Source organism: Thermococcus barophilus MP, assembly GCF_000151105.2.
GTDB lineage: Archaea > Methanobacteriota_B > Thermococci > Thermococcales > Thermococcaceae > Thermococcus_B > Thermococcus_B barophilus.
Window position 1 is genome coordinate 702,345 of the sequence record NC_014804.1, and the last position, 18,748, is coordinate 721,092.

Sequence of the window (18,748 nt, forward strand, 5' to 3'; positions counted from 1 at the left end):
TTAATCACCTCACAGGCTTAAATTCGGCAAAGAACCATAAATTAGCAGCAACAATCCCACAAGAACTGGCTGATGAACAATGTAAATCTTAAGGGTATGCCTACCAGCCCAGCATACAAATCTAACGGGCAATATTCTTGGAAAGTCCAGGTTAAACCTTCTCATGCCCTCGGGATAGAGAAGAGAACCCATAGCCATGCCGAACAAATAAACACCTAACCAGGGGAATATCGGAAAATAATCAAGTGTGAAAAATTCGGATGGAGTTATACCAAGAGGAAGCAAAGCTATCGTGTTCGCATGTATTTTGGATATAATCAAACTTCCCAACAAAAAGAATACTCCAAAAAAGATGTTCTTTTCCTTAAAGCGATAGAATGGTATTGCCAACAAACTTGCAACCCCAAGGAAGTGAAGAATTCCAAAATATATCGTTCCAGAGCTTAGGAGAACCTTTGTTGTAATTGTTATAAGGATGCCCAACCCAAAGAGCTTTGCAAACCTCCTTAAGTACTTCTTATACGGTCTCGGGTTCTTCTTTATGCTTCGCGAATAGCTTATCCAAAATGATAGCCCAGAGATAAAGACGAATATTGATGCTGTTGTATAGGCAAAAACTTTCCAAAACACCTGATGCCCTGAATAATTGAGAAAATACTGCAAATCGGTGATAAAGTTCGAAATAACCATCATTATGATTCCAATTCCTCTTGCAAGGTCTACCTCCCAAAAGCGTCCAGATGAATAAATTTCACTGCCAAACATCCTTATCAAAAATGTATTAACCTCCCATGGATATTTAAGTTTGTGGTGCATGTGAGGATAGTAAAAACAAAAGCCAAGAGCATCTACACAAAAAGCAGAATTCCCGGCGTTGATTATGTTATCAACCAATACGTTGGGTGTCAATTTGCCTGTAAATACTGTTATGCAAAGTTTATCTGCAAGTGGAAGCCCTACGGGGAGTGGGGAAGCTGGATTGAAGTAAAAGTCAATGCTCCAGAACTTGCGAGGAAATATGTAGAGGGGGGAGTTGTAATGTCAAGCATTTCTGACCCCTATCAACCAATCGAAGCAAAAGTGAAACTAACACGAAGGGTTTTGCAAAATATGAGCAAGCGAACAAACCTAAGCATTCTTACAAAGTCCCCTCTTGTTACGAGAGACGTTGATATTTTTAGGCAGTTTAAAAACATCGAAGTTGGCCTGACAGTTAACAGCTTTGAAGGAAAAGAAAAGAAGCTTTTTGAGCCGTTGACTCCAATCCAGAGGGCGAGAATTAATGCCCTAAAACTTCTCCATGAAGAAGGGATAAAGACATACGCATTTATAAGTCCCATAATTCCAGGGATCACAGATGTTGAGGCAATTGTTAGGGAAACAAAATCCTATGCAGACTACTTTTTCTTTGAGGTGTTAAACTTAAGAGCAAGCGGGAAAGAGTTTCAGCAGATTTTGAGAGATAACTATCCAGAAAGCTATGAAACTATGGTTAACGATGAGAAGTTTTGGAGATTCATAAAGCAACTAAAAGAGGAAATCAAAAGGCTGAATGTAAAAACAGAAGGGATTGAGATTCATAAAAGAGGATGGGAGTTTATTCAACTCCAATAACTGCTATAAAAATCGAATTAACATTCGTTCTTGTTGGTCCCGTAATGAGCAAAGCCTTCGCCTTTTTCAAGGCATCATAAGTGCTGTGAGTTGCTAAATACTCATCGACATCAGTCCCTCCTTTTTTCAAAACATCGAGAGTGTAGCTATCAACCAATCCTCCAGCAGCGTCTGTAGGACCGTCAGTTCCATCTGTGTCCATTGCCAAGACTGCCGTCCCTCTCAATCCAGATATTTTCCGGCTTATGCTTAGGGCAATCTCTTGATTAGGCCCACCCATGCCTGCTTTTCCCAAAATTGTAACTGTCGTTTCCCCTCCAGCTATTAAAACCACGGGCTTCTCAAAGGGCCTGTTTTTATTGTAGATCTCTTCTATAATTGAGCCCAAAGCTAAAGCAACATCTTTCGCCTCCCCCTCAAGTGTCGTCGTTAATATGTATGCTTTCAGACCAAGCTCTTCAGCCTTCCCCCTTGCACTCTCACAAGCCTTTGAGACACTGCCGATTATGAAGTTGTGGACATTCGGCAAATTCTCCTTGAGCGTCTCCTCAACTTCTCCTTTGAGACCTTTTTCTATGTGTCTTTTTACACCCTCTGGAATCTCTTCCCATATCCCATAGACTTTCAAAATTCTGTAAGCATCTTCAAAAGTCGTTGGGTCTTTAACCGTTGGTCCAGACGCTATTGCCTCTAAAGGATCTCCAACGACATCTGAGAGAATTAAGCTTATCAGCGTCCCTTTCACCAGTTTGGCTAATTTTCCACCCTTGACTTTTGAGATGTGCTTCCTCACGGTGTTAATCTCATAAATTTTCGCACCGCTTTTCAGCAGAAGTTCATTTGTCTTTATCTTGTCCTCTAAGCTTATTCCATCCTCCGGAAGGCAGAATAGGGCAGAACCGCCGCCGGATATGAGCACCAAAAGGATATCATCTTTATCAACTTTCTTGGCAAGTTCAACACCAGCTAAAGCTCCCTTCATTGAGTTTTCATCTGGTATCGGATGTCCCGCTTCAATGACTTCTATTTTTTTCAGTGGGAGTGCATAGCCATACTTTGTAACAGCGATTCCTTCTTCAAGTTTATCCCTAAGAATCTCTTCAACAGCTTTTGCCATTGAACATGCAGCTTTTCCAAATGCCAGAACGTAGATTTTGCCTTTAATTGGAAATTCTTTTCCCATAACAATAAGCTTATCGTCTTTCATTTTCAGAGCTCTTTTGACGGCCTCATAGGGATCTGAACTTTTTATGGCTTCTTCCATCAGGGTTAGGGCTATTTCTTTGGCTTTAACATCTCCATAGCTTAGAAGTTCGTCTTTGTTAATATTCATGGGCCACCACCAAGGAAAAGTTAGAAAAAGAAGGCTAAAAAATTTAGGTTTAAAGCAAGACTGCACCCATTATCAGGATCACTATCGCTGCCACAATGCCCTCAACAAATGTTGCAACCGTTTGCAGTTTGTATCCCTGCATCACGTCCATATTAGAGAACTGTGTAACCACCCAGAAATAGCTGTCGTTTGCGTGGCTTACAACCATCGAACCTGCACCAATTGCAAGAACTGTCAATGCCCTTCCATAAGGAGTGGATAGACCAAGTGAAGGTAACAGCGGTGCCAAAAGGGCTGAAGTTGTTATTATGGCTACTGTTGAGGAACCTTGGGCAGTTTTCAATAAAGCTGCTATTATGAAGGGCAGAATTAAGCCGAGATGATATGATGAGAGCGTTGTTCCTATGTAGTCTCCGATTCCAGTTTGTCTGAGAACGTATCCAAATGATCCTCCAGCACCAGTTATCAAGATTATAATGGCTGCATTTTTTAATCCCTCTGCAACCCAGCCAGTTGGTCCATATACATGCTCATCAAGCTTATCGACGAGCTTAAATGACAACAGAACTCCCAGTAGAAGGGCAGTTATTGGATGTCCAATGAAGTCGAAGAATTCTTTTGCCATACCAGTGCCAAAGGGGTGAGATGGAAAGTCTGCTATTGATTTTAGAACTATCAGAATTATTGGGACTACTAAAGGAGCAAAAGCCCATTTTGCTGGTGGAAGCTTTCCGTATTTCTTAATTAAATCCTCATATGATTCCTCTATATCTGGCTCGATATATATCTTGCTGCCAACTTTAAGACCATAGTACAAACCAGCTAAGGCAGCGGGAATTGATGCAATAAGTCCAAGCAGGATGACTAACCCAAGGTCTGCGTTTAAATTAGCGGCGGCGGCAATTGGCCCAGGAGTTGGTGGAACAAGAGTATGTGTGGCGTACAATCCGGTACTTAATGCCACAGCCGTAACTGCCAGAGATATTCCTGCTCTTTTGGAAAGGGCTTTGTTCAATGGGGACAAAATCACAAATCCAGAATCACAGAAAACTGGAATTGAAACTATGTATCCGATGATACTCATTGCGTGAGGGACTCTGTGTTTTCCAACGATCTTTAAGACAGCTTCAGCCATTGATATTGCTCCACCTGATTTTTCCAAGATGTAGCCGATTATGGTACCCGCGGCAATCACTATTCCAATGGACTTTAAAGTTCCACCAAAGCCAGCCGCAATGGCATCTACTGTTTTTGCAAGCCCAAGACCTGAGAATATTCCCACAAAGTATGCTGCTGCTAGCAAAACCAAAAATGCATGCACTCTGTACTTTCCTGTAAATAGTATAATCAACCCTACTGCTATCGCCAAAAGCAACAACAAAATTGAGCCAGGAACCATTGAGTTTCCCTCCTGCCCATAAAGGGCATCTATCAATATGCACAATGTTGTATATAACAGTTACGATTAGGAAAATATTGTTGAAATTTTATAACAAAATGTTACATAACAGTGCGAGTAACATAGTATACATATGACAAAAATATAACACAAACTTTGAAAGATTTTAAACAATAACACCTAAAAGTTATATTAAATATCTCACGATATTTGCAAAGTTAGTCTAAACAAACATCTGCTCAAACAAAATCAGAAAGTGAATAACAAAAACATAAGAATCACTCAATCCAGCATCCCCAAAATTTTGTCAACTTCATTTGCTATCTCAACATCAAACAGATAAATTGTCGGCAAAAGCCACCAGAGACGGTAGTTATGCATTTTGTCTTCTTCCCCATAGTATTGGAATACAAACCTGCCAAAACCCGTTAAATCTCTGTGAATGTCTCTAACTTCTCTCAAAACACGCCTAACCTTTGGTGGATACTCTTCATAGGGTAAAGGAACACTCTTTGTAAACACATTGTCCTTATAAAAATCTGTTGTTAAACCCACACTGTTGACATGTTTCAAAAGCTGCTTAAACTTCTTTGTGTCCCAGAAACGCTTGAGGATGATTCGCGGATCTTCTTTTGCCAAGGGAAAAGTTTGCTCTTCTTCTTCGAGCCAGAAAACCAGGTAAGGCTGACCTCTCTCAATGACTATCTTGGCTAAAAGCCTTGCATTTGGAGGAATCTCCTGTTGAGTTTCTGTGATACGATACTCTTTTCCTTTTACGGTGTAGCTTTCCCCTTCTCTTTTCTCCCCAGCTCCTGAAACGAAATAAGCTCTCTTACCCTCTATTGTCCCCAAATGCAAATCGTAACCCCATGCTTTTAAGTCCTTGAACTTAAATCTCCTTTCTGCTGGCACTACCCCTGAATTTTCAATAATGTAATACCCTTCAAGCATTTTTCTTCACCAAAAGTTAATAAAAAGGATGGATATTTAAATCTTTGGTCAGCACTTAAAATCCTCATCATCCTTCCATCAGCGCTGCGCGGGGTCATCATATACAATTAGCTCAATGACCGCTTTTTGGTTTGGGTTTTTTAACTTTTCAATTATTCTCCTGTCAATATCTTTAGCCGCTTTGTTGGCTTTAACAGCAAGGGTTCGCCCGTCAATATAGGTGCTTTTTCGTATGACCATCGAAACATCGTTTTCAAAAGTTAACCGCTCATCTCCTGAGGCAAAGATTTCATCGACGAGATCATCAACGATAATCCTGATCCTGATCTTTTTTCCTGATTTAAGAGCCTGTTTAAATTCGTCGCTTAGATCTCTGAGAGACTTATCTGCCTTAATGCAGATTATACAATCCCCTCTGGGGGTTAAGAAATCTTCTTTTGTAATCTCCAAAGTCGATTTATGGGTAGCTTTGATATTCTCATGACCGTAACAGTGAATTACCTCTCTTGTCATAATCAGAGTAGTGAACTTTGGGATTTATAAATCTAACATCAAACTGCGGGATATCAGTGCAGCTTTATCTAACAATTAGCAAATCCACGAAAAGTTTAAAACAGATTTACTTGATTGAGCTATTGGATGTAATGTCAAGATTATCGGAGGGATGAAAATGGGAAACATAAGGCAAGGTTTCATTAAGAGAGTCGCAAGGGAGCTTTTGGACAGATATCCAAATGAGTTTACAACAGACTTCGAGCACAATAAAAGAAAAGTTCAGGAGCTAACAACAGTACAGAGCAAAACTATAAGGAACAGAATTGCCGGCTATTTGACAAAACTCGTTAGAATGAAGCAGGAAGGAAAGATACTCTAAACCTCATACAGCTCTTTCTTTATTCTTTTCAGTTCAGCCATAAGCTCAGTTGGTAGGTATTCCTCGAGCTCTTTGAGGATTTCCTCAAATTCGCTTTCACTCTCCTGGGCTATCCTGCGCATGAGATTTTCTATGTATGCCTCTGCGAGCAGTCTTACCTCTTCAAGTTCTTGCTTTGCCCGCATATGCTCAGCTATCTTTTCTTCAATGTCTTTTAGAAACTCTGCGAGCTCTTTAATTTTAGTCTCTACGGGTTCCTGAGATTTTATCAGTTCCTTTGCCTGTTCATATTCAGCCGTTCTCCTTGGAGCTTTCGGCTCATACATTTCTGTTCCGAAAATGTACGGCGTTAGCAGGACTTCAAGCCTAAAACCTCTTTTAATCGTATAGTACTTTCTTGGTCTGCCACGGGGAATCTTTTCAACCCTTCCTTCAATCAATCCCGCTCTTTCCAAGATCCTTAAGTGTTCTAAAACAGCTTTTTGTCCCACACCCAGCTCTTGGGAAAGCTCACTAACAAAGTAGGGTCTTTTGGTGAGAAGTAAGAGTATTCTACGCCTTGTCTCATTTCCCAGCACATCCAGCAGTTTTCCCATCTCATTATTTAACATTCTTCTCACCCCCACTTATCTAACTTAATGTTAGAAAAGTTCAAACTTAAGCTTTTCGGTTTAAACTATCTCAAATGAACCTTAACTCTGGATGAAATTTAAGCAGAGGAATTACAATCGCCTAAAATGATAAAAGGGCATGACCAAACCTAAAAGTCATGGAACCACATGATGCTTTCTGCATCTTGCTTCATAACTTTCCAGCCCGCCAACCAAGATTACGGGCGAATCTCTTGGGGCAGGTTTACCGTTGATTAAGCGCTGGCTTCTCGTTGCTGGGGCTCCGCAGACAGTGCAGATTGCAGTTAGATAAACTATGTTATCAGCTCTAACCAAAAGCTCCTTGGTAACTGGAAAAGGATCGCCTTTGAAATCAAGATTAAGCCCAGCAGCAATGACATAAACACCTTCATCCGCCAGTTTGTTCAAAGTCTCAACAATTGAGAACGGGAAAAACTGGACTTCATCAACACCTATAACTTCAAGTCGTTCCCTTTCTGTTATCTCATAAATCATCTTGACCCCTTCCTCCGTAGTTGGAATGACATACGCCTCATATCTCAGCCCGTTATGAGCAACAACCTCGCTTTCGCTGTATCTGTTGTCTATTGAGGGCTTAAAGAGCGCTGCCTTTCTTTTTGCAAAAATCTGCCTTTCAATCCGTTTTATCAGCTCTGTTGTTTTCCCAGCAAACATTGGGCCAGTGATAACTTCCAAAAATCCTTCTGGATGCATTAGACTCACCGATGCTAAATGAAAAGTAAGGTGTTAAAACTTCTTTTCCTCAAAAGTTTGACGAATAGGCAACAAACAACAAGGAATGTTGGAGTTTATGTGCAACCATTTATAATCCCCTAAACATTTAAGAAAAAGGAAGAAACATCAAACTGGAGTCACATGGCCCCACTTTTCCAGAGCTCTTGCAAGCTCCTCATGAGTCTTTGCATACTCATCAAGCGGAATTCCCTGCATGTAGGCATCGATTGCCTGCCGGACTGCCCTTGCTCCTGCTGCTGGCCCGTCTGGGTGACCAAGGGTTCCTCCACCAACTTGAATAACTATATCAGTTCCAAGAGCATCAAAGACTATCGGCAAGTTGCCTGGATGTAATCCACCAGAGCTGGTCGGGAATCCTGCTTTTATATGATAGAACTTCTGCTCAAGGTGGAAGACATCGTTTTCATCGGGCTTGTAGTGGCTTTCCCTGAATATCCTTGCATTCTGAATAACATCCCATTTTCCTCCCTCAAGCTTCCCCGCTCCAGCCGTTCCGACATGGAGCTGGTCTATGCCTATGAGCCTGTAGAGCTTGGCAAGGACGAACATCGAGATGCCGTGGTACTTGTTCCTCGTAAAGGCAGCGTGCATCGCTCTGTGGCCGTGGATAGCCAAGCCGTAGTCAGCTGCCAAATCACGGATGTACTGCAGTGCTCCCCATCCGGTTATGACAACATCAACCATCGCATGTTTGAGGCCGAGATCCGCTAAGATTTCAAGCCTCTCCTCCATCTCGGGAACGTTGGCGGTTATGTTGGCGAACCAGGTCTTCTTCTCGCCAGTTTCGTTCTCGACTTTCTCGATGATTCTCGCGATTATCTCAGCCCTTTCTTCGAAACGATTATACCAGGGGCTTGTTAGGTTTTCATCGTCCTTCATGTAGTCAGCACCGTTCATGAGCAACTCTGTAGCGAGCTTCTCGAACTCCTCCGGAGAGTAGCCGACCTTGGGCTTTGGAACGACACCATAGATTGGCCTGTCCTTTATCTCAAGCATCTTCCTGACGCCTTCCATACCGAAGGCAGGCCCGTCAAATTCCCTAATGAGTTTCTCCGGGAAGTAAATATCCTCAAGGCGAAGTGCCTTGGCACGCCTCATTCCAAAAATGTTTCCTGCTATACTCGCGAGAAGTCCTGGAAGGTTGGCCTCCTCAAAGGCGTGGAACGGATATGCTATCTTTACTATCCAGCTACCATCGCCCATGTCATGGAAGTCATAGGCCTTGGCAGAAAGGTCCGCCCATCGCTCCTCCTCATACCAGTTGTAGAGCGTTGTCCAGGTTCCAGTTGAGCTCTCGGCAGCAACACCACCTGCAACAGCCTCTATGGAGTAACCTTCTGCCGGAGTTATACGAAACACTGCTATGATGTCCCTCTTTTTGTTCGGTTCATAACTCTTGTCCACATAGTAGTCATATATCTTGTCAAATTTCTCAGACATCTTAACTCCCTCCGTTTTTGAGGTAATAATAGGATTGGCTCGAGAGGTATATAAACGTTATTGATCAAAAATGTGACAAAATTAAACGGTATAATTAACATGATACGGGGATCTCCTGACTGTGGGTTTTTGCTGAACTCCAATGGTACTAAAAGACTTAACACTACGAGGTGGCAGATTTTGATTTAAAATCGGTATATCTCTTCTGTATGCTCAAAACCGCCACATTTAAGAATAAAAGTTTTAAAAATAACGATGATACCATTACAAAAACATGCCCAATTAGGAGAGTATCCAGCACAAGAAAAGCATTTTGACTAATACATCAATATAATACACAAAGCCTAAAAATTCGCAACTTTGTTCTATCTGCAGCAGTTTGCCTTAACTCTCAATAATTATAAGGATGATAAGCGTATAATCAGAGGAAAACGGCGTTTTTCCGAAAGGTTTATATAGGACTTCTTTCAAAGAATAAAATGCAAATATTAGTAAAACAACTTTAAGGAGGTAGGGAAAATGGCTGAGTTGCCAATTGCCCCGGTTGATAGATTGATTAGAAAGGCAGGTGCACAGAGAGTCAGCGAGGAAGCAGCCAAGCTCTTAGCCGAGCACCTCGAGGAGAAGGCTGTTGAGATCGCAAAGAAGGCTGTTGACCTCGCAAAGCACGCCGGCAGAAAGACAGTCAAGGCTGAGGACATTAAGCTCGCTATTAAGAGCTGAAGCTCTTTCGTTTTTGGCTTTTCTAATTTTTGCTTTTCTATGGATATTGCCATTGAGTTTTCCAAGGCTTGAAGATATTGAAATTGAGATTTCTGTCTTTGATCTCCGCAATTACAAAAGTCGGATCACTCCTCCTTGGTACCGTTGGAGAACCGGGGTTTAAGAGAGCTATCTTTTTCCCCATGAATTCATAGACCTCGTAGAAGAACCTGTGAGTGTGTCCAAAGATCAAAATGTCAACCTCCATATCAAGGGCTTTATACTTAAGCGTCTGGGTATCCAGGGAAAGAAACTGATGTCCATGAATAATTCCAATTTTGAGTTCTTCCACTTCTAAGATTCTTTCTTCAGGAAAAATTGGCTCATCTAAGTTTCCTCTAACAGCAACAACAGGAGCAACATTCTCCAAAACCTCTTTAACGCTTGGAGATGTTAAATCTCCAGCATGAATAATAAGCTCCACATTCTCTTCTTGAAATTTTTCAAAAATTAGATTTGGGAGATAGGAGGTTTTATCCGGATAATGGGTATCACTTAAAATACCAATCCGAACCATCGGCGAGGTCCCCTCTCATCATCAATCAGCGACGGGTTTGAATCCTCATCTGGTTCTGTTATAGGCTTAATCTTATGTTAAGTCTTTCTACAAGTTCCTTGTATCTGTTCCTCACCGTAACTTCAGTTACGTGAGCTACTTCAGCAACCTCTCTCTGAGTCTTTTTCTCTCCTTCAAGAACGCTCGCAATATATAATGCAGCGGCAGCAACCCCCATAGGTCCTCTCCCGCTGGTAAGACCAAGTTTGATGGCTTTTTGAAGTATCTTAACCGCTCTATTTTTTGTTCTTTCGCTCAAACCCAGCTGATCAGCAAATCTACTTACATAATCGATTGGACTCGTTGGGGTAAGCCTTAAATGAAGCTCCCTTGCTATAAATCTGTAGCTCCTGCCTATTTCTTTCTTGTCAACCCTTGCAACTTCTTCAATTTCATCCAAGGTTCTTGGGACCTTTGCCATTCTACATGCTGCATACAAACATGCAGCTGTCACTCCTTCAATTGACCTCCCCCTTATGAGCCTTTCCATAACAGCTTTTCTATAAAGAGCAGCCGCCATCTCTTTGATATTTCTTGGAAGACCCAGTTGGGATGCCATTCTGTCTAACTCACTTAGAGCAAATGCCAGATTTCTCTCCGCAGCATCACTGACCCTAATTCTCCTCTGCCATTTCCTAAGACGATACATTTTTGCCCTCATTGTACCCGAGATATCGTGACCATGAATGTCTTTGTTCTTCCAATCAATGGTGCTGGAAAGACCCTTATCATGAATCATCATTGTCATTGGAGCCCCAACTCTACCCCTCTTCACCCTTTGATCGGCATCAAATGCTCTCCACTCTGGACCCGAATCAATTATGTTCTGAGCAACCACATAACCGCATGCTGTGCACACGATTTCTCCTCTTTCGGGGTCGTAGATAAGCCTAACTGACCCACAGACAGGACATTTCTTAAAGTCTTCGGCAGAAATCAAACAATCACCCCCTCCTTCTGGGGGCAGGGCGCTTTCTCTTGAATTTTTTTCCTTTCTTTTTCTGAGTCTCTTTCTTTCTCTTTCTCTCGTCAATGTAAAGAACCTGTCCAACATACTTCTCAGGAGCCTTTACCTTTGGTTTTACCGCTATATATGGCATCTTCACTGGGCCAAATACATCCTTAACGATGCCCACAAGCTGAAGATCCTTATCCACAACTGGATCGTTTAATGATGGGATCCAATTAGAACGGAGTATCAGAAAACCCTGCTTTGCATAATGAGAAACCCTACCTAAACGCTTCATAGCCCCACCCCGAACCAAAATCTTTTTAAATCTTTCGCTTTTTTATTTTTAAATCTTTCGTATTATTATCTTAAGTCGTAAATTCGGACGAAAAAGTTTTAAGAAAGAAGGTTCATATCCAGTGGAATCTTATGTTGTATAAATGAAACTCTTTCTCGAACAAAAACCTTCGCCCGTTAATCTTTTAAAGCAACCTCCATTTTAATAACAAAATGGTATTTTAAGGGGGTGATGGGATGGCAGTTATAGAGGAAATTGCAAAGGTAAGCTTCGAGAGAGTAGGAAGTCATTCCCATATCAAAGGTCTCGGACTGGATGAAAATGGAAAGGCAAAGTTCATTGCAGATGGCATGGTCGGGCAGATTAAAGCAAGAGAGGCAGCAGGAATTGCAGTTAAGCTGATAAAGAGGGGCAAACTTGCTGGAAAGGGCATACTCCTTGTTGGGCCAACCGGAAGCGGAAAAACAGCAATCGCTATAGGTATCGCCAAAGAGCTTGGCGAAGATGTACCATTCGTTCAAATCTCTGGAAGTGAGATATACTCAGCTGAAATAAAGAAGACAGAATTCCTAAAGCAGGCATTGAGAAGGGCTATAGGAGTTAGAATAAGTGAAGAAAGAAAAGTGTATGAAGGAAAAGTTGAGAAAATTGAAATCAGAAGAACAAGGCACCCATTCAATCCATATGTTGAGATTCCGGAATCTGTGATACTGACGCTTAGAACAAAGGATGATGAAAAAACGATTAGGGCAGGAAGGGAGATTGCATACCAACTCCTCGATCTTGGAATTGAAGAGGGTGATGTAATCCAGATCGATGCAGAAAGTGGAAGAATTTCAAAAATCGGAACAACAAAGGAAGAAGAAGGAATCTTCCTAAAGAAAAAGGTTGAAATGCCAAGTGGTCCGGTGCTGAAAATCAAGGAGTTTACATATACTGTTACACTTCACGACCTGGACGTTGTAAACGCAAGAGCCGGAGGAATATTTACCCTGATTTTTGGAGGAGGACTGGAGATAACAGACGAGGTCAGGGAAAGGGTTGATGAGACCGTTAAGGGATGGGTGGAAGAAGGGAAAGCCGTGCTCGTTCCGGGTGTATTGTTCATTGATGAATGCCACATGCTTGATATAGAGGCATTTTCATTCCTTGCAAGAGCTATGGAAAGTGAGCTGGCACCGATTTTGATCCTTGCAACCAACAGGGGGAAGACAAAGATTAGAGGAACTGACATTGAAGCCCCTCATGGCATTCCAATTGACATGCTGGATAGACTGCTTATCATCAACACAGAACCTTACAAAAAAGATGAAATCAGGGAAATCGTGAAAATTAGAGCCAGAGAAGAAGGCATCGATATAAGCGATGAAGCAATTGAGTACCTCGCAGAGCTCGGGGAAAAAACAAGTCTGAGGTATGCTGTTCAGTTGCTTGCCCCTTCAAGCATAATTGCCCAAGGACAGAAAGTCAAAAAAGAGCACATAATGAAAGCACAGGGATACTTTGCTGATATAAAAAGAAGCATTAGTTATGTGGAGAAACTTGAGGGCATGCTCCGCTGATTATCTTTCTATTTTTAGTTCTTTCAGCTTCCTGCTGAGCTTCAAATGGAATGTGAATTCGTGGTAGATTGAGTTTTTCAAGAATTTCAGTTTAAGGTCATTTAGCTTTACCTTTCCGCCAAATTCTCCAAAAATCAGGACATCTTCAACCCGTATTACACCAAACACCGCTGCAAGGTTAAAGAGCAGAGTTCTCATCTGGTACGGAGTTGCATGGTGAGTTGAAATCTTTTCATGGGGATACTCAAATAGGAAGTATTCAACCCCTTCAAGCTCCGCTATATCGGTCATCGCAATATCTGCTGTTAAAAGAACTACAAGAGAAGGCGTTTCTTTGTCGAACTGCTTAAGTGATTTGACAATAAGCTCATCATTAGTTCCCGACTCTTCATGAACCCTTCTAACTTCTATTATCCTGTCCTTTAATGCTTTAAATTCCTTAAGAGCAATATATGCTGCTTTTCTTGATTTTTTCATTCTCCTGTTGTGGAATTCATCCAGAAGGTATGAGTTGGGGAGGATGCGTTTCAGAGCATTTATGTGCCCCAAATGGTACTTATAGTTCATTGACTGTTCAATTTCCCAGATAACAACGTCAACCACTGCAAGCTCATACCTCTGGAGGGGGATGTAAGAGGACACGAACCTGTGATAGAAGATATTCGTATCCAAAGCAAAGATAACTCTTTTGCTTAAGAGTGCATAGCTTTCCAGATGTTTCTCAAAATCGTCAAGATTGCTGTATTTTAGAATACCAGAAGCTAAAACACACTCATGAAAATCTCTGTAGGTTGGGAGGTCGTGAAAACTGTCCTTTTTCTCTGACAGAATTCGAGAGAAATCCTCCGGCTGTGTCAATGCCTCTATCCCGTATCCATATCCTTCTCTTCTGAACTTCAAAAGAGGGAAGTTCCCATAAAGCGGATATGATACAACAGCATCGTCGGGAAGAAGGTTGAGCAGAATTTGGACTTCAGGCTTATCAATAATAATTTCCACCACTATCCCTCCATAAAGTCCTCCAACTTTTGAGAATGGATAGGGATCATCATGTAAGGCCTGTTCGCAAACTGAAGATCTTTCTCTGCAAGGGCGAGGTAGAAAACATGGTCCACCTTCAGCGGCACCCCATGGACAAGTGCTCCAGCCACTAATGCCTTTCTTCCAGAAGTTATGTCTATAGCTATTTCAAATCCTTTATCTTTAAGCTTTCTCAAAAGGCTCTCAACTTTTCTCCTTGCTTCCTTGAAGTTAGCCTCTTCTATGGTTATCACTTCAACCTTTGGTGAGAACCCGAAGGCAGCAGATATTATTTTAAGCGCCTCAACTGCAACTGGAATCTTGTCTTGATATATGTCTTCAAGGAAAATGTAGATCTCATTGGGCCTGTACTTTTTCTCCATAACCACAGCGTAATATGCATTTATCATTGCCCATGTGGAACGACCGAGCATTGTTATATATGCCTTCATTTTCACTCTTACCCCACTAATATCAACCCATACAAAACACTTTCGCCGAAGTTCAGATCAACAATTTTGGAAAGCTCTATTCCTATAGCATCAATGGAGGGTCTTACCTTTGTTGGCATTTTGCATTGTTTGCTCTTTTCAAACTCACACACCTCACAGAGATTGCAGTTTCCTGGAAAGAGAGCTAACACATAGGGGTTCCCTTTTCTAAAAAGTTCCTCTTCTTTCTGAAGCAGATACAACAGGACTTTTCTCTTTTCTTCCTCAAAGTCCTCATAGTCAAGCTGGAACTTGAGCAGAAGGGCCTTCTTAAAATGCTTTATCCACTCTTTGCTCTCTTTCCATGAGGGAACATATGGAGGGCATGAAGGGCTTTTACCATAAACTGGACAAGTTCTACATTTCCAAACGGGTCTGGGAGAGACAACAATACTCTCAGTGTCTATTTCCCTTTCGTATATGAGCTTCATGGCTATCAAAGAGAAAAAGAAATTTGAGGATAAAAACTTTGTCTCAATCCATCAGCCTGCCGCCGTTCACATCTATGAGCTCCCCAGTTATGTGGTCGTTCTCTAAGAGAAAAATCACAGCATGAGCGACATCTTCCGGCTTTGCTATCTCCCCAGTTAAGGAAAGCTTTCTGAGCTTCTCCTTTATTTCTGGAGGTATAAGCTCTGTATCAACTGGACCTGGTGCAACTGCATTCACCAAAATGTTTGGTGCTAAGTGTCTTGCTAAGTTAAAAGTTAGGGCTATAAGACCGCCTTTTGAAGCAGCATAGTGTGCCCCAACGGTTCCTCCATCTTTTCCTGCGATTGATGTTATGTTCACGATCTTCCCTTTTTTCATATATCTCAGAACCTCTTGAATAACCAGAAAGGCACCTTTTAGGTTTATGCTTATTACCTTATCCCACTCCTCTTCTGTTATCTCCAGGGGATTTATAGAATTTCCAAGAATGCCAGCATTGTTAACCAGGATGTCTATTCTGCCGAATTTTTTGATCACAGCCTCTACCATCTTTCTTACTTCTTCCCTGCTGCTTACATCAGCTTTTATAACCAGTGTTTCAACACCATATTCCCTACACAACTCTTCAGTTCTCTTTGCCTCTTCCTCATTGCGAACATAATTTATCACTACATTTGCTCCTTTTTGTGCCAATGCAACTGCTATTGCCCGCCCAATTCCCCTTGATGCTCCGGTAACAAGGGCAACTTTACCGGCGAGCTTCATTTTTATCACCTTATAAATTTACAACGCAAGGGTTAAAAATACTTGCTCAATTTCCGAAATATTTTTACGTTTAAAAAGTGAAAAGATCATCATGAAGGAACTGCTTGTCCTATTTATCTCAGCTTTTGTTTTGATATCGGGGTGTGTAGGGCATGGAGATGATAGGATGAGTCTTAAGGTGACTTCCGTTTTTAAGAACGGTGAGCCTATTCCAAGCAGGTATACTTGTGAAGGGGCAGACATAAGTCCACCTCTAAGAGTCGAAGGTCTCAGTGACAAAGCCGTCAGCATTGCAATAATCGTTGACGATCCTGACGCTCCAATAGGAACTTTTGTCCACTGGGTTGCATGGAACATCCCTCCTGTCAATGAAATACCCGAGAATATACCCAAAAAAGGCGTTGTCGAGTCACCAATACATGTTGTTCAAGGGAGGAATGATTTCGGGAGAATTGGATACAACGGCCCTTGTCCTCCTCGCGGACACGGGATTCACCATTACCACTTTAAGATCTACGTTCTTGACACCCAGCTGAATTTGAAGCCGGGGGCTACTAAGAGAGATCTGGAAAAAGCTATGAAAGGACATATTATCCAATATGGTGAACTTATTGGTATTTACGAACGAAAATAAATGCCTAATTTTTCTGTTTTCGTTTTTCAGCTTTGTTCCATAACATTTTTAACAATCGAGGGTAGAGTTAATTAGGGGGGTGTTCTGCGTGGTAGAAAAGGTTTCATACCTGATGGAACACTTTTCAAAGATCAAACCAGGAGAGATCGTTCTTATAGAGTACACACCCGACTCGTTTTACCCCATAGCATTCTACGTCCTTGCTACATACTCATTGAAGCTTGGACTCCCTCTTCTAATCGATGATATCTTAGACACACTACATCTTTATAAGACGTATCTCGATTTTGCTGGTCTGAATACTGACTTCCTGTACAGCGAGGATGTCTTTGTACTGAAAATTGGAGGGCATAAAGAAGTCGGCAACGTAGTCTCTGAAATCAGACTTACCGGTGAGTTCTACATTCAGTATGAAAACTATAAAGCAGCTTTTGATTCAATACTGAGCCAGAGAGATTTCTTTATAAACATTGTTCTTGGGTTTGACAGGTTAACAGACCTTTATCCCTCTTACCAGCGGTATCTATTCCTTCTTACCCGAACACATTACCTCGGGAATAAACGAAGGACAGCCTTTTATTTTGTTAACAGAGAACTGTTAAAGAAAACACCTCTTGTGCTCCCAATTTTTGAAGAGATATCAACAAGTGTCGTAAGACTTGAGAAAGAGGGCAACACCATCTTGGTGACATTCCTAAAGTCGCCCTATCCTTCCCTTGTTGGTTCCCAATTCAAATTCAGCATAGAGGAAATGCTGAACTACCTGAAGGAGGGACTTTAAGATGGAAGTTTTTGAACTACTTGAGAGCTTTAAACGGGGAGAAACGGTTCTATTCCTATATCCTCCAATCTCTCCATCGTATATCCTCCTGAGAAAAGTAGTGGAATACTGCAAAAAGAGAGGTCTCGATCTTTATGTGGCGGACATATTTGACATGCTGTACACATACAAAACGCAGTTGGAGTATATTGACATAGAACTCGATCTCGATGACGATAGGATATCCGTTATCAAAGAAGGCGGCAAGATACATGTGGGAAATGTTATCAGCAGAATCAGCGTAGATGAAGACGCAGCAATTCACCTGCGAAAATACGAAGAGGCATTTGAGAGCTCACTGCAGGATAAGGAATTCGTCTTTGATGTAACGCTTGGATTTGATAAGCTCTTAGCATTCTACTCAGAAAGTCCAAAAGATTTGAAGATGATCCTGATGGCAGTTAAGGATTTTGTTGGAAACAAAAAACGTACTGCGATATATTTCGTTAATCAGGAAGTTGTCGCAAATATAGGAAATGCCCTGGAATTCCTAATAGATTCAGCAACTTCTGTGATAAAACTCGAAAAAGATGCGGATGGATGGTATATTCGAGTCTTAAAATCTCCAAAAATAGAGATAGTGGGAGCAAAAGTCAAAATTTAATCAGCCGTATCTCACTTTAACATATAAGTTCACAGCACTTTGAAAAGCTGCAAGGGCGTTCAGCATTAAAAATATCCAGTCTCCGATTATGTAGGAGTATATCGTGAGCAGAGTTGATGCCGTCACATAGATGAGTATAAACCTAAAGTTTAGAGGGCATTGCTTCGTCCTTATTGTCTCGATTGTCTGAGGAACCCAGGAGCTTACCAGAAGCAACATTCCCATTAAACCTATTATCTCTCCCCCTACCATCTCATTTCACCCCCTTATTTTTAAGGCTTCACGAACCTCTGAGAAAAGGTTAAAAAAACATTGTGAATTTAATTGAATCAAAAATAGTAAACGAAAAGTGAAAGTTTAACAAGATAATGTCAATCCTCCCGCTTTTGGTTAATCTCTGCAGCCAATCTTGAAGTCGCCCATGTTTTGACATCATCATCCAAGATATCGTTAATAAGTTTAAGTGCTTCCGGAATCTTTCCCTTCTTTGCGAGAGATATGGCAACCTCTGCCTGAATTTTGGAGCGATTGGAAACATCTTTAATCATCGATGCAATCCTAAGACTCTCATCGATCATATCAAGATTCAGAAATTCAAAGGCAAGACTCATAAGTGCCTTTGTTATGCTGTCCTCATTTTCCATTTCAAAAATGGCATCAAGCGTCTTTTTCAAGACCTCCCGATAGTCTTCACCCATCTTGGCCATTTCAACTGTTATTTTTGAAAATGCTTTTGCTTTTATGCCTTTATCAGGTATTGTCTCAGCAATTTGAACTGCGGTTTTGAAATCCCGATTACCTATGAGCTTTGAAATTGCTTCATACAGAGCCCTTGACTGATACCATTCCTGCATCA

At 41.4% G+C, this 18,748-nt stretch carries 24 protein-coding genes; 7 read left to right on the forward strand and 17 right to left on the reverse strand.

Annotated elements, in window-relative coordinates; translation table 11 throughout:
- Positions 1 to 9: 9 nt before the first annotated feature.
- Complete coding sequence (locus TERMP_RS04035; protein ID WP_048159752.1) at positions 10 to 765, reverse strand: heparan-alpha-glucosaminide N-acetyltransferase; 756 nt, start codon at positions 763 to 765, stop codon at positions 10 to 12.
- Positions 766 to 816: 51 nt separating this feature from the next.
- Between TERMP_RS04035 and TERMP_RS04040 the strand changes: the two genes are divergently transcribed.
- Positions 817 to 1,614, forward strand: coding sequence for an SPL family radical SAM protein (locus tag TERMP_RS04040; RefSeq protein ID WP_013467085.1), 798 nt, complete (start codon positions 817 to 819; stop codon positions 1,612 to 1,614).
- Here the strand turns inward: TERMP_RS04040 and TERMP_RS04045 are convergent.
- The 4 genes from TERMP_RS04045 to TERMP_RS04060 form a co-directional block, all read right to left on the reverse strand.
- Complete coding sequence (locus TERMP_RS04045) at positions 1,598 to 2,947, reverse strand: glycerate kinase type-2 family protein (RefSeq protein WP_013467086.1); 1,350 nt, start codon at positions 2,945 to 2,947, stop codon at positions 1,598 to 1,600. The two genes, TERMP_RS04040 and TERMP_RS04045, sit on opposite strands and share 17 nt — an antisense overlap.
- Positions 2,948 to 2,996: 49 nt before the next feature.
- Complete coding sequence (locus tag TERMP_RS04050) at positions 2,997 to 4,346, reverse strand: GntP family permease (protein ID WP_048159753.1); 1,350 nt, start codon at positions 4,344 to 4,346, stop codon at positions 2,997 to 2,999.
- A gap of 282 nt (positions 4,347 to 4,628) precedes the next feature.
- Complete coding sequence (locus TERMP_RS04055; RefSeq protein ID WP_013467088.1) at positions 4,629 to 5,297, reverse strand: TIGR00703 family protein; 669 nt, start codon at positions 5,295 to 5,297, stop codon at positions 4,629 to 4,631.
- A 78-nt stretch (positions 5,298 to 5,375) separates the two neighbouring features.
- Positions 5,376 to 5,810 (reverse strand): DUF371 domain-containing protein, encoded by a 435-nt coding sequence (locus tag TERMP_RS04060; protein WP_013467089.1) that lies wholly within the window; start codon positions 5,808 to 5,810, stop codon positions 5,376 to 5,378.
- 157 nt (positions 5,811 to 5,967) lie between these two features.
- On the opposite strand from TERMP_RS04060, the gene TERMP_RS04065 reads away from it, so the two are divergent.
- A complete protein-coding gene (locus TERMP_RS04065) occupies positions 5,968 to 6,171 on the forward strand; it encodes a 30S ribosomal protein S17e (RefSeq protein ID WP_013467090.1) in 204 nt (67 codons plus the stop codon).
- Here the strand turns inward: TERMP_RS04065 and TERMP_RS04070 are convergent.
- From TERMP_RS04070 to rbcL, 3 genes are all read right to left on the reverse strand, one after another.
- Positions 6,168 to 6,782 carry an ArsR/SmtB family transcription factor gene (locus tag TERMP_RS04070; protein ID WP_013467091.1) on the reverse strand — a complete coding sequence of 205 codons (615 nt, stop codon included), beginning with the start codon at positions 6,780 to 6,782 and terminating at the stop codon, positions 6,168 to 6,170. The two genes, TERMP_RS04065 and TERMP_RS04070, sit on opposite strands and share 4 nt — an antisense overlap.
- A 156-nt stretch (positions 6,783 to 6,938) precedes the next feature.
- The gene (locus tag TERMP_RS04075) at positions 6,939 to 7,517 is read right to left on the reverse strand and encodes a thymidine kinase (RefSeq protein WP_013467092.1); all 579 of its coding nucleotides are present in this window, start codon (positions 7,515 to 7,517) and stop codon (positions 6,939 to 6,941) included.
- Positions 7,518 to 7,664: 147 nt separating this feature from the next.
- Entirely contained in the window at positions 7,665 to 8,999 is a 1,335-nt protein-coding gene (rbcL, locus tag TERMP_RS04080) for a type III ribulose-bisphosphate carboxylase (RefSeq protein ID WP_013467093.1), read from the reverse strand.
- 519 nt (positions 9,000 to 9,518) lie between these two features.
- Here rbcL and hpkB point away from each other — a divergent pair.
- Complete coding sequence (hpkB, locus tag TERMP_RS04085; RefSeq protein ID WP_013467094.1) at positions 9,519 to 9,722, forward strand: archaeal histone HpkB; 204 nt, start codon at positions 9,519 to 9,521, stop codon at positions 9,720 to 9,722.
- 37 nt (positions 9,723 to 9,759) lie between these two features.
- On the opposite strand, the gene TERMP_RS04090 is transcribed toward hpkB, so the two are convergent.
- The 3 genes from TERMP_RS04090 to TERMP_RS04100 are packed head-to-tail and all read right to left on the reverse strand — an operon-like array spanning position 9,760 to position 11,564.
- Positions 9,760 to 10,278 (reverse strand): metallophosphoesterase, encoded by a 519-nt coding sequence (locus tag TERMP_RS04090; RefSeq protein ID WP_013467095.1) that lies wholly within the window; start codon positions 10,276 to 10,278, stop codon positions 9,760 to 9,762.
- Positions 10,279 to 10,336: 58 nt separating this feature from the next.
- Positions 10,337 to 11,257 carry a transcription initiation factor IIB gene (locus TERMP_RS04095; protein ID WP_013467096.1) on the reverse strand — a complete coding sequence of 307 codons (921 nt, stop codon included), beginning with the start codon at positions 11,255 to 11,257 and terminating at the stop codon, positions 10,337 to 10,339.
- 4 nt (positions 11,258 to 11,261) lie between these two features.
- The gene (locus TERMP_RS04100; RefSeq protein ID WP_013467097.1) at positions 11,262 to 11,564 is read right to left on the reverse strand and encodes a Gar1/Naf1 family protein; all 303 of its coding nucleotides are present in this window, start codon (positions 11,562 to 11,564) and stop codon (positions 11,262 to 11,264) included.
- A 236-nt stretch (positions 11,565 to 11,800) separates the two neighbouring features.
- Between TERMP_RS04100 and TERMP_RS04105 the strand changes: the two genes are divergently transcribed.
- The gene (locus TERMP_RS04105) at positions 11,801 to 13,126 is read left to right on the forward strand and encodes a RuvB-like helicase (RefSeq protein WP_013467098.1); all 1,326 of its coding nucleotides are present in this window, start codon (positions 11,801 to 11,803) and stop codon (positions 13,124 to 13,126) included.
- On the opposite strand, the gene TERMP_RS04110 is transcribed toward TERMP_RS04105, so the two are convergent.
- The 4 genes from TERMP_RS04110 to TERMP_RS04125 are packed head-to-tail and all read right to left on the reverse strand — an operon-like array spanning position 13,127 to position 15,834.
- Positions 13,127 to 14,125, reverse strand: coding sequence for a PIN domain-containing protein (locus tag TERMP_RS04110; protein ID WP_013467099.1), 999 nt, complete (start codon positions 14,123 to 14,125; stop codon positions 13,127 to 13,129).
- A gap of 2 nt (positions 14,126 to 14,127) precedes the next feature.
- Positions 14,128 to 14,598: a hypothetical protein gene (locus TERMP_RS04115; protein ID WP_013467100.1), complete on the reverse strand. Its 471-nt coding sequence runs from the start codon at positions 14,596 to 14,598 to the stop codon at positions 14,128 to 14,130.
- An 8-nt stretch (positions 14,599 to 14,606) separates the two neighbouring features.
- The gene (locus TERMP_RS04120) at positions 14,607 to 15,068 is read right to left on the reverse strand and encodes a DUF2284 domain-containing protein (RefSeq protein ID WP_013467101.1); all 462 of its coding nucleotides are present in this window, start codon (positions 15,066 to 15,068) and stop codon (positions 14,607 to 14,609) included.
- Positions 15,069 to 15,111: 43 nt separating this feature from the next.
- Positions 15,112 to 15,834: an SDR family NAD(P)-dependent oxidoreductase gene (locus TERMP_RS04125; RefSeq protein WP_013467102.1), complete on the reverse strand. Its 723-nt coding sequence runs from the start codon at positions 15,832 to 15,834 to the stop codon at positions 15,112 to 15,114.
- 91 nt (positions 15,835 to 15,925) lie between these two features.
- Here TERMP_RS04125 and TERMP_RS04130 point away from each other — a divergent pair, with 91 nt between their 5' ends.
- The 3 genes from TERMP_RS04130 (at position 15,926) to TERMP_RS04140 (ending at position 17,892) form a co-directional block, all read left to right on the forward strand.
- The gene (locus tag TERMP_RS04130) at positions 15,926 to 16,468 is read left to right on the forward strand and encodes a YbhB/YbcL family Raf kinase inhibitor-like protein (protein ID WP_013467103.1); all 543 of its coding nucleotides are present in this window, start codon (positions 15,926 to 15,928) and stop codon (positions 16,466 to 16,468) included.
- Between the two features lie 88 nt (positions 16,469 to 16,556).
- Positions 16,557 to 17,249 (forward strand): DUF257 family protein, encoded by a 693-nt coding sequence (locus tag TERMP_RS04135; protein ID WP_013467104.1) that lies wholly within the window; start codon positions 16,557 to 16,559, stop codon positions 17,247 to 17,249.
- 1 nt (position 17,250) lies between these two features.
- Positions 17,251 to 17,892 (forward strand): DUF257 family protein, encoded by a 642-nt coding sequence (locus TERMP_RS04140; RefSeq protein ID WP_013467105.1) that lies wholly within the window; start codon positions 17,251 to 17,253, stop codon positions 17,890 to 17,892.
- Here the strand turns inward: TERMP_RS04140 and TERMP_RS04145 are convergent, their stop codons facing one another.
- Positions 17,893 to 18,144, reverse strand: a complete 252-nt coding sequence (locus TERMP_RS04145; RefSeq protein WP_013467106.1) for a PQ-loop repeat-containing protein — start codon at positions 18,142 to 18,144, stop codon at positions 17,893 to 17,895. It abuts the gene before it with no gap.
- A 119-nt stretch (positions 18,145 to 18,263) separates the two neighbouring features.
- Entirely contained in the window at positions 18,264 to 18,746 is a 483-nt protein-coding gene (locus TERMP_RS04150; RefSeq protein WP_013467107.1) for a hypothetical protein, read from the reverse strand.
- Positions 18,747 to 18,748: the final 2 nt, after the last annotated feature.

Coding starts and splice junctions, on each gene's coding strand:
- TERMP_RS04035 (WP_048159752.1), bottom strand. CDS start 765: ATGTTTGGCAGTGAAATTTATTCATCTGGACGCTTTTGGGAGGTAGAC.
- TERMP_RS04045 (WP_013467086.1), bottom strand. CDS start 2,947: ATGAATATTAACAAAGACGAACTTCTAAGCTATGGAGATGTTAAAGCC.
- TERMP_RS04050 (WP_048159753.1), bottom strand. CDS start 4,346: ATGGTTCCTGGCTCAATTTTGTTGTTGCTTTTGGCGATAGCAGTAGGG.
- TERMP_RS04055 (WP_013467088.1), bottom strand. CDS start 5,297: ATGCTTGAAGGGTATTACATTATTGAAAATTCAGGGGTAGTGCCAGCA.
- TERMP_RS04060 (WP_013467089.1), bottom strand. CDS start 5,810: ATGACAAGAGAGGTAATTCACTGTTACGGTCATGAGAATATCAAAGCT.
- TERMP_RS04065 (WP_013467090.1), top strand. CDS start 5,968: ATGGGAAACATAAGGCAAGGTTTCATTAAGAGAGTCGCAAGGGAGCTT.
- TERMP_RS04070 (WP_013467091.1), bottom strand. CDS start 6,782: ATGTTAAATAATGAGATGGGAAAACTGCTGGATGTGCTGGGAAATGAG.
- TERMP_RS04075 (WP_013467092.1), bottom strand. CDS start 7,517: ATGCATCCAGAAGGATTTTTGGAAGTTATCACTGGCCCAATGTTTGCT.
- rbcL (WP_013467093.1), bottom strand. CDS start 8,999: ATGTCTGAGAAATTTGACAAGATATATGACTACTATGTGGACAAGAGT.
- hpkB (WP_013467094.1), top strand. CDS start 9,519: ATGGCTGAGTTGCCAATTGCCCCGGTTGATAGATTGATTAGAAAGGCA.
- TERMP_RS04090 (WP_013467095.1), bottom strand. CDS start 10,278: ATGGTTCGGATTGGTATTTTAAGTGATACCCATTATCCGGATAAAACC.
- TERMP_RS04100 (WP_013467097.1), bottom strand. CDS start 11,564: ATGAAGCGTTTAGGTAGGGTTTCTCATTATGCAAAGCAGGGTTTTCTG.
- TERMP_RS04105 (WP_013467098.1), top strand. CDS start 11,801: ATGGCAGTTATAGAGGAAATTGCAAAGGTAAGCTTCGAGAGAGTAGGA.
- TERMP_RS04115 (WP_013467100.1), bottom strand. CDS start 14,598: ATGAAGGCATATATAACAATGCTCGGTCGTTCCACATGGGCAATGATA.
- TERMP_RS04120 (WP_013467101.1), bottom strand. CDS start 15,068: ATGAAGCTCATATACGAAAGGGAAATAGACACTGAGAGTATTGTTGTC.
- TERMP_RS04125 (WP_013467102.1), bottom strand. CDS start 15,834: ATGAAGCTCGCCGGTAAAGTTGCCCTTGTTACCGGAGCATCAAGGGGA.
- TERMP_RS04130 (WP_013467103.1), top strand. CDS start 15,926: ATGAAGGAACTGCTTGTCCTATTTATCTCAGCTTTTGTTTTGATATCG.
- TERMP_RS04140 (WP_013467105.1), top strand. CDS start 17,251: ATGGAAGTTTTTGAACTACTTGAGAGCTTTAAACGGGGAGAAACGGTT.
- TERMP_RS04145 (WP_013467106.1), bottom strand. CDS start 18,144: ATGGTAGGGGGAGAGATAATAGGTTTAATGGGAATGTTGCTTCTGGTA.
- TERMP_RS04150 (WP_013467107.1), bottom strand. CDS start 18,746: ATGCAGGAATGGTATCAGTCAAGGGCTCTGTATGAAGCAATTTCAAAG.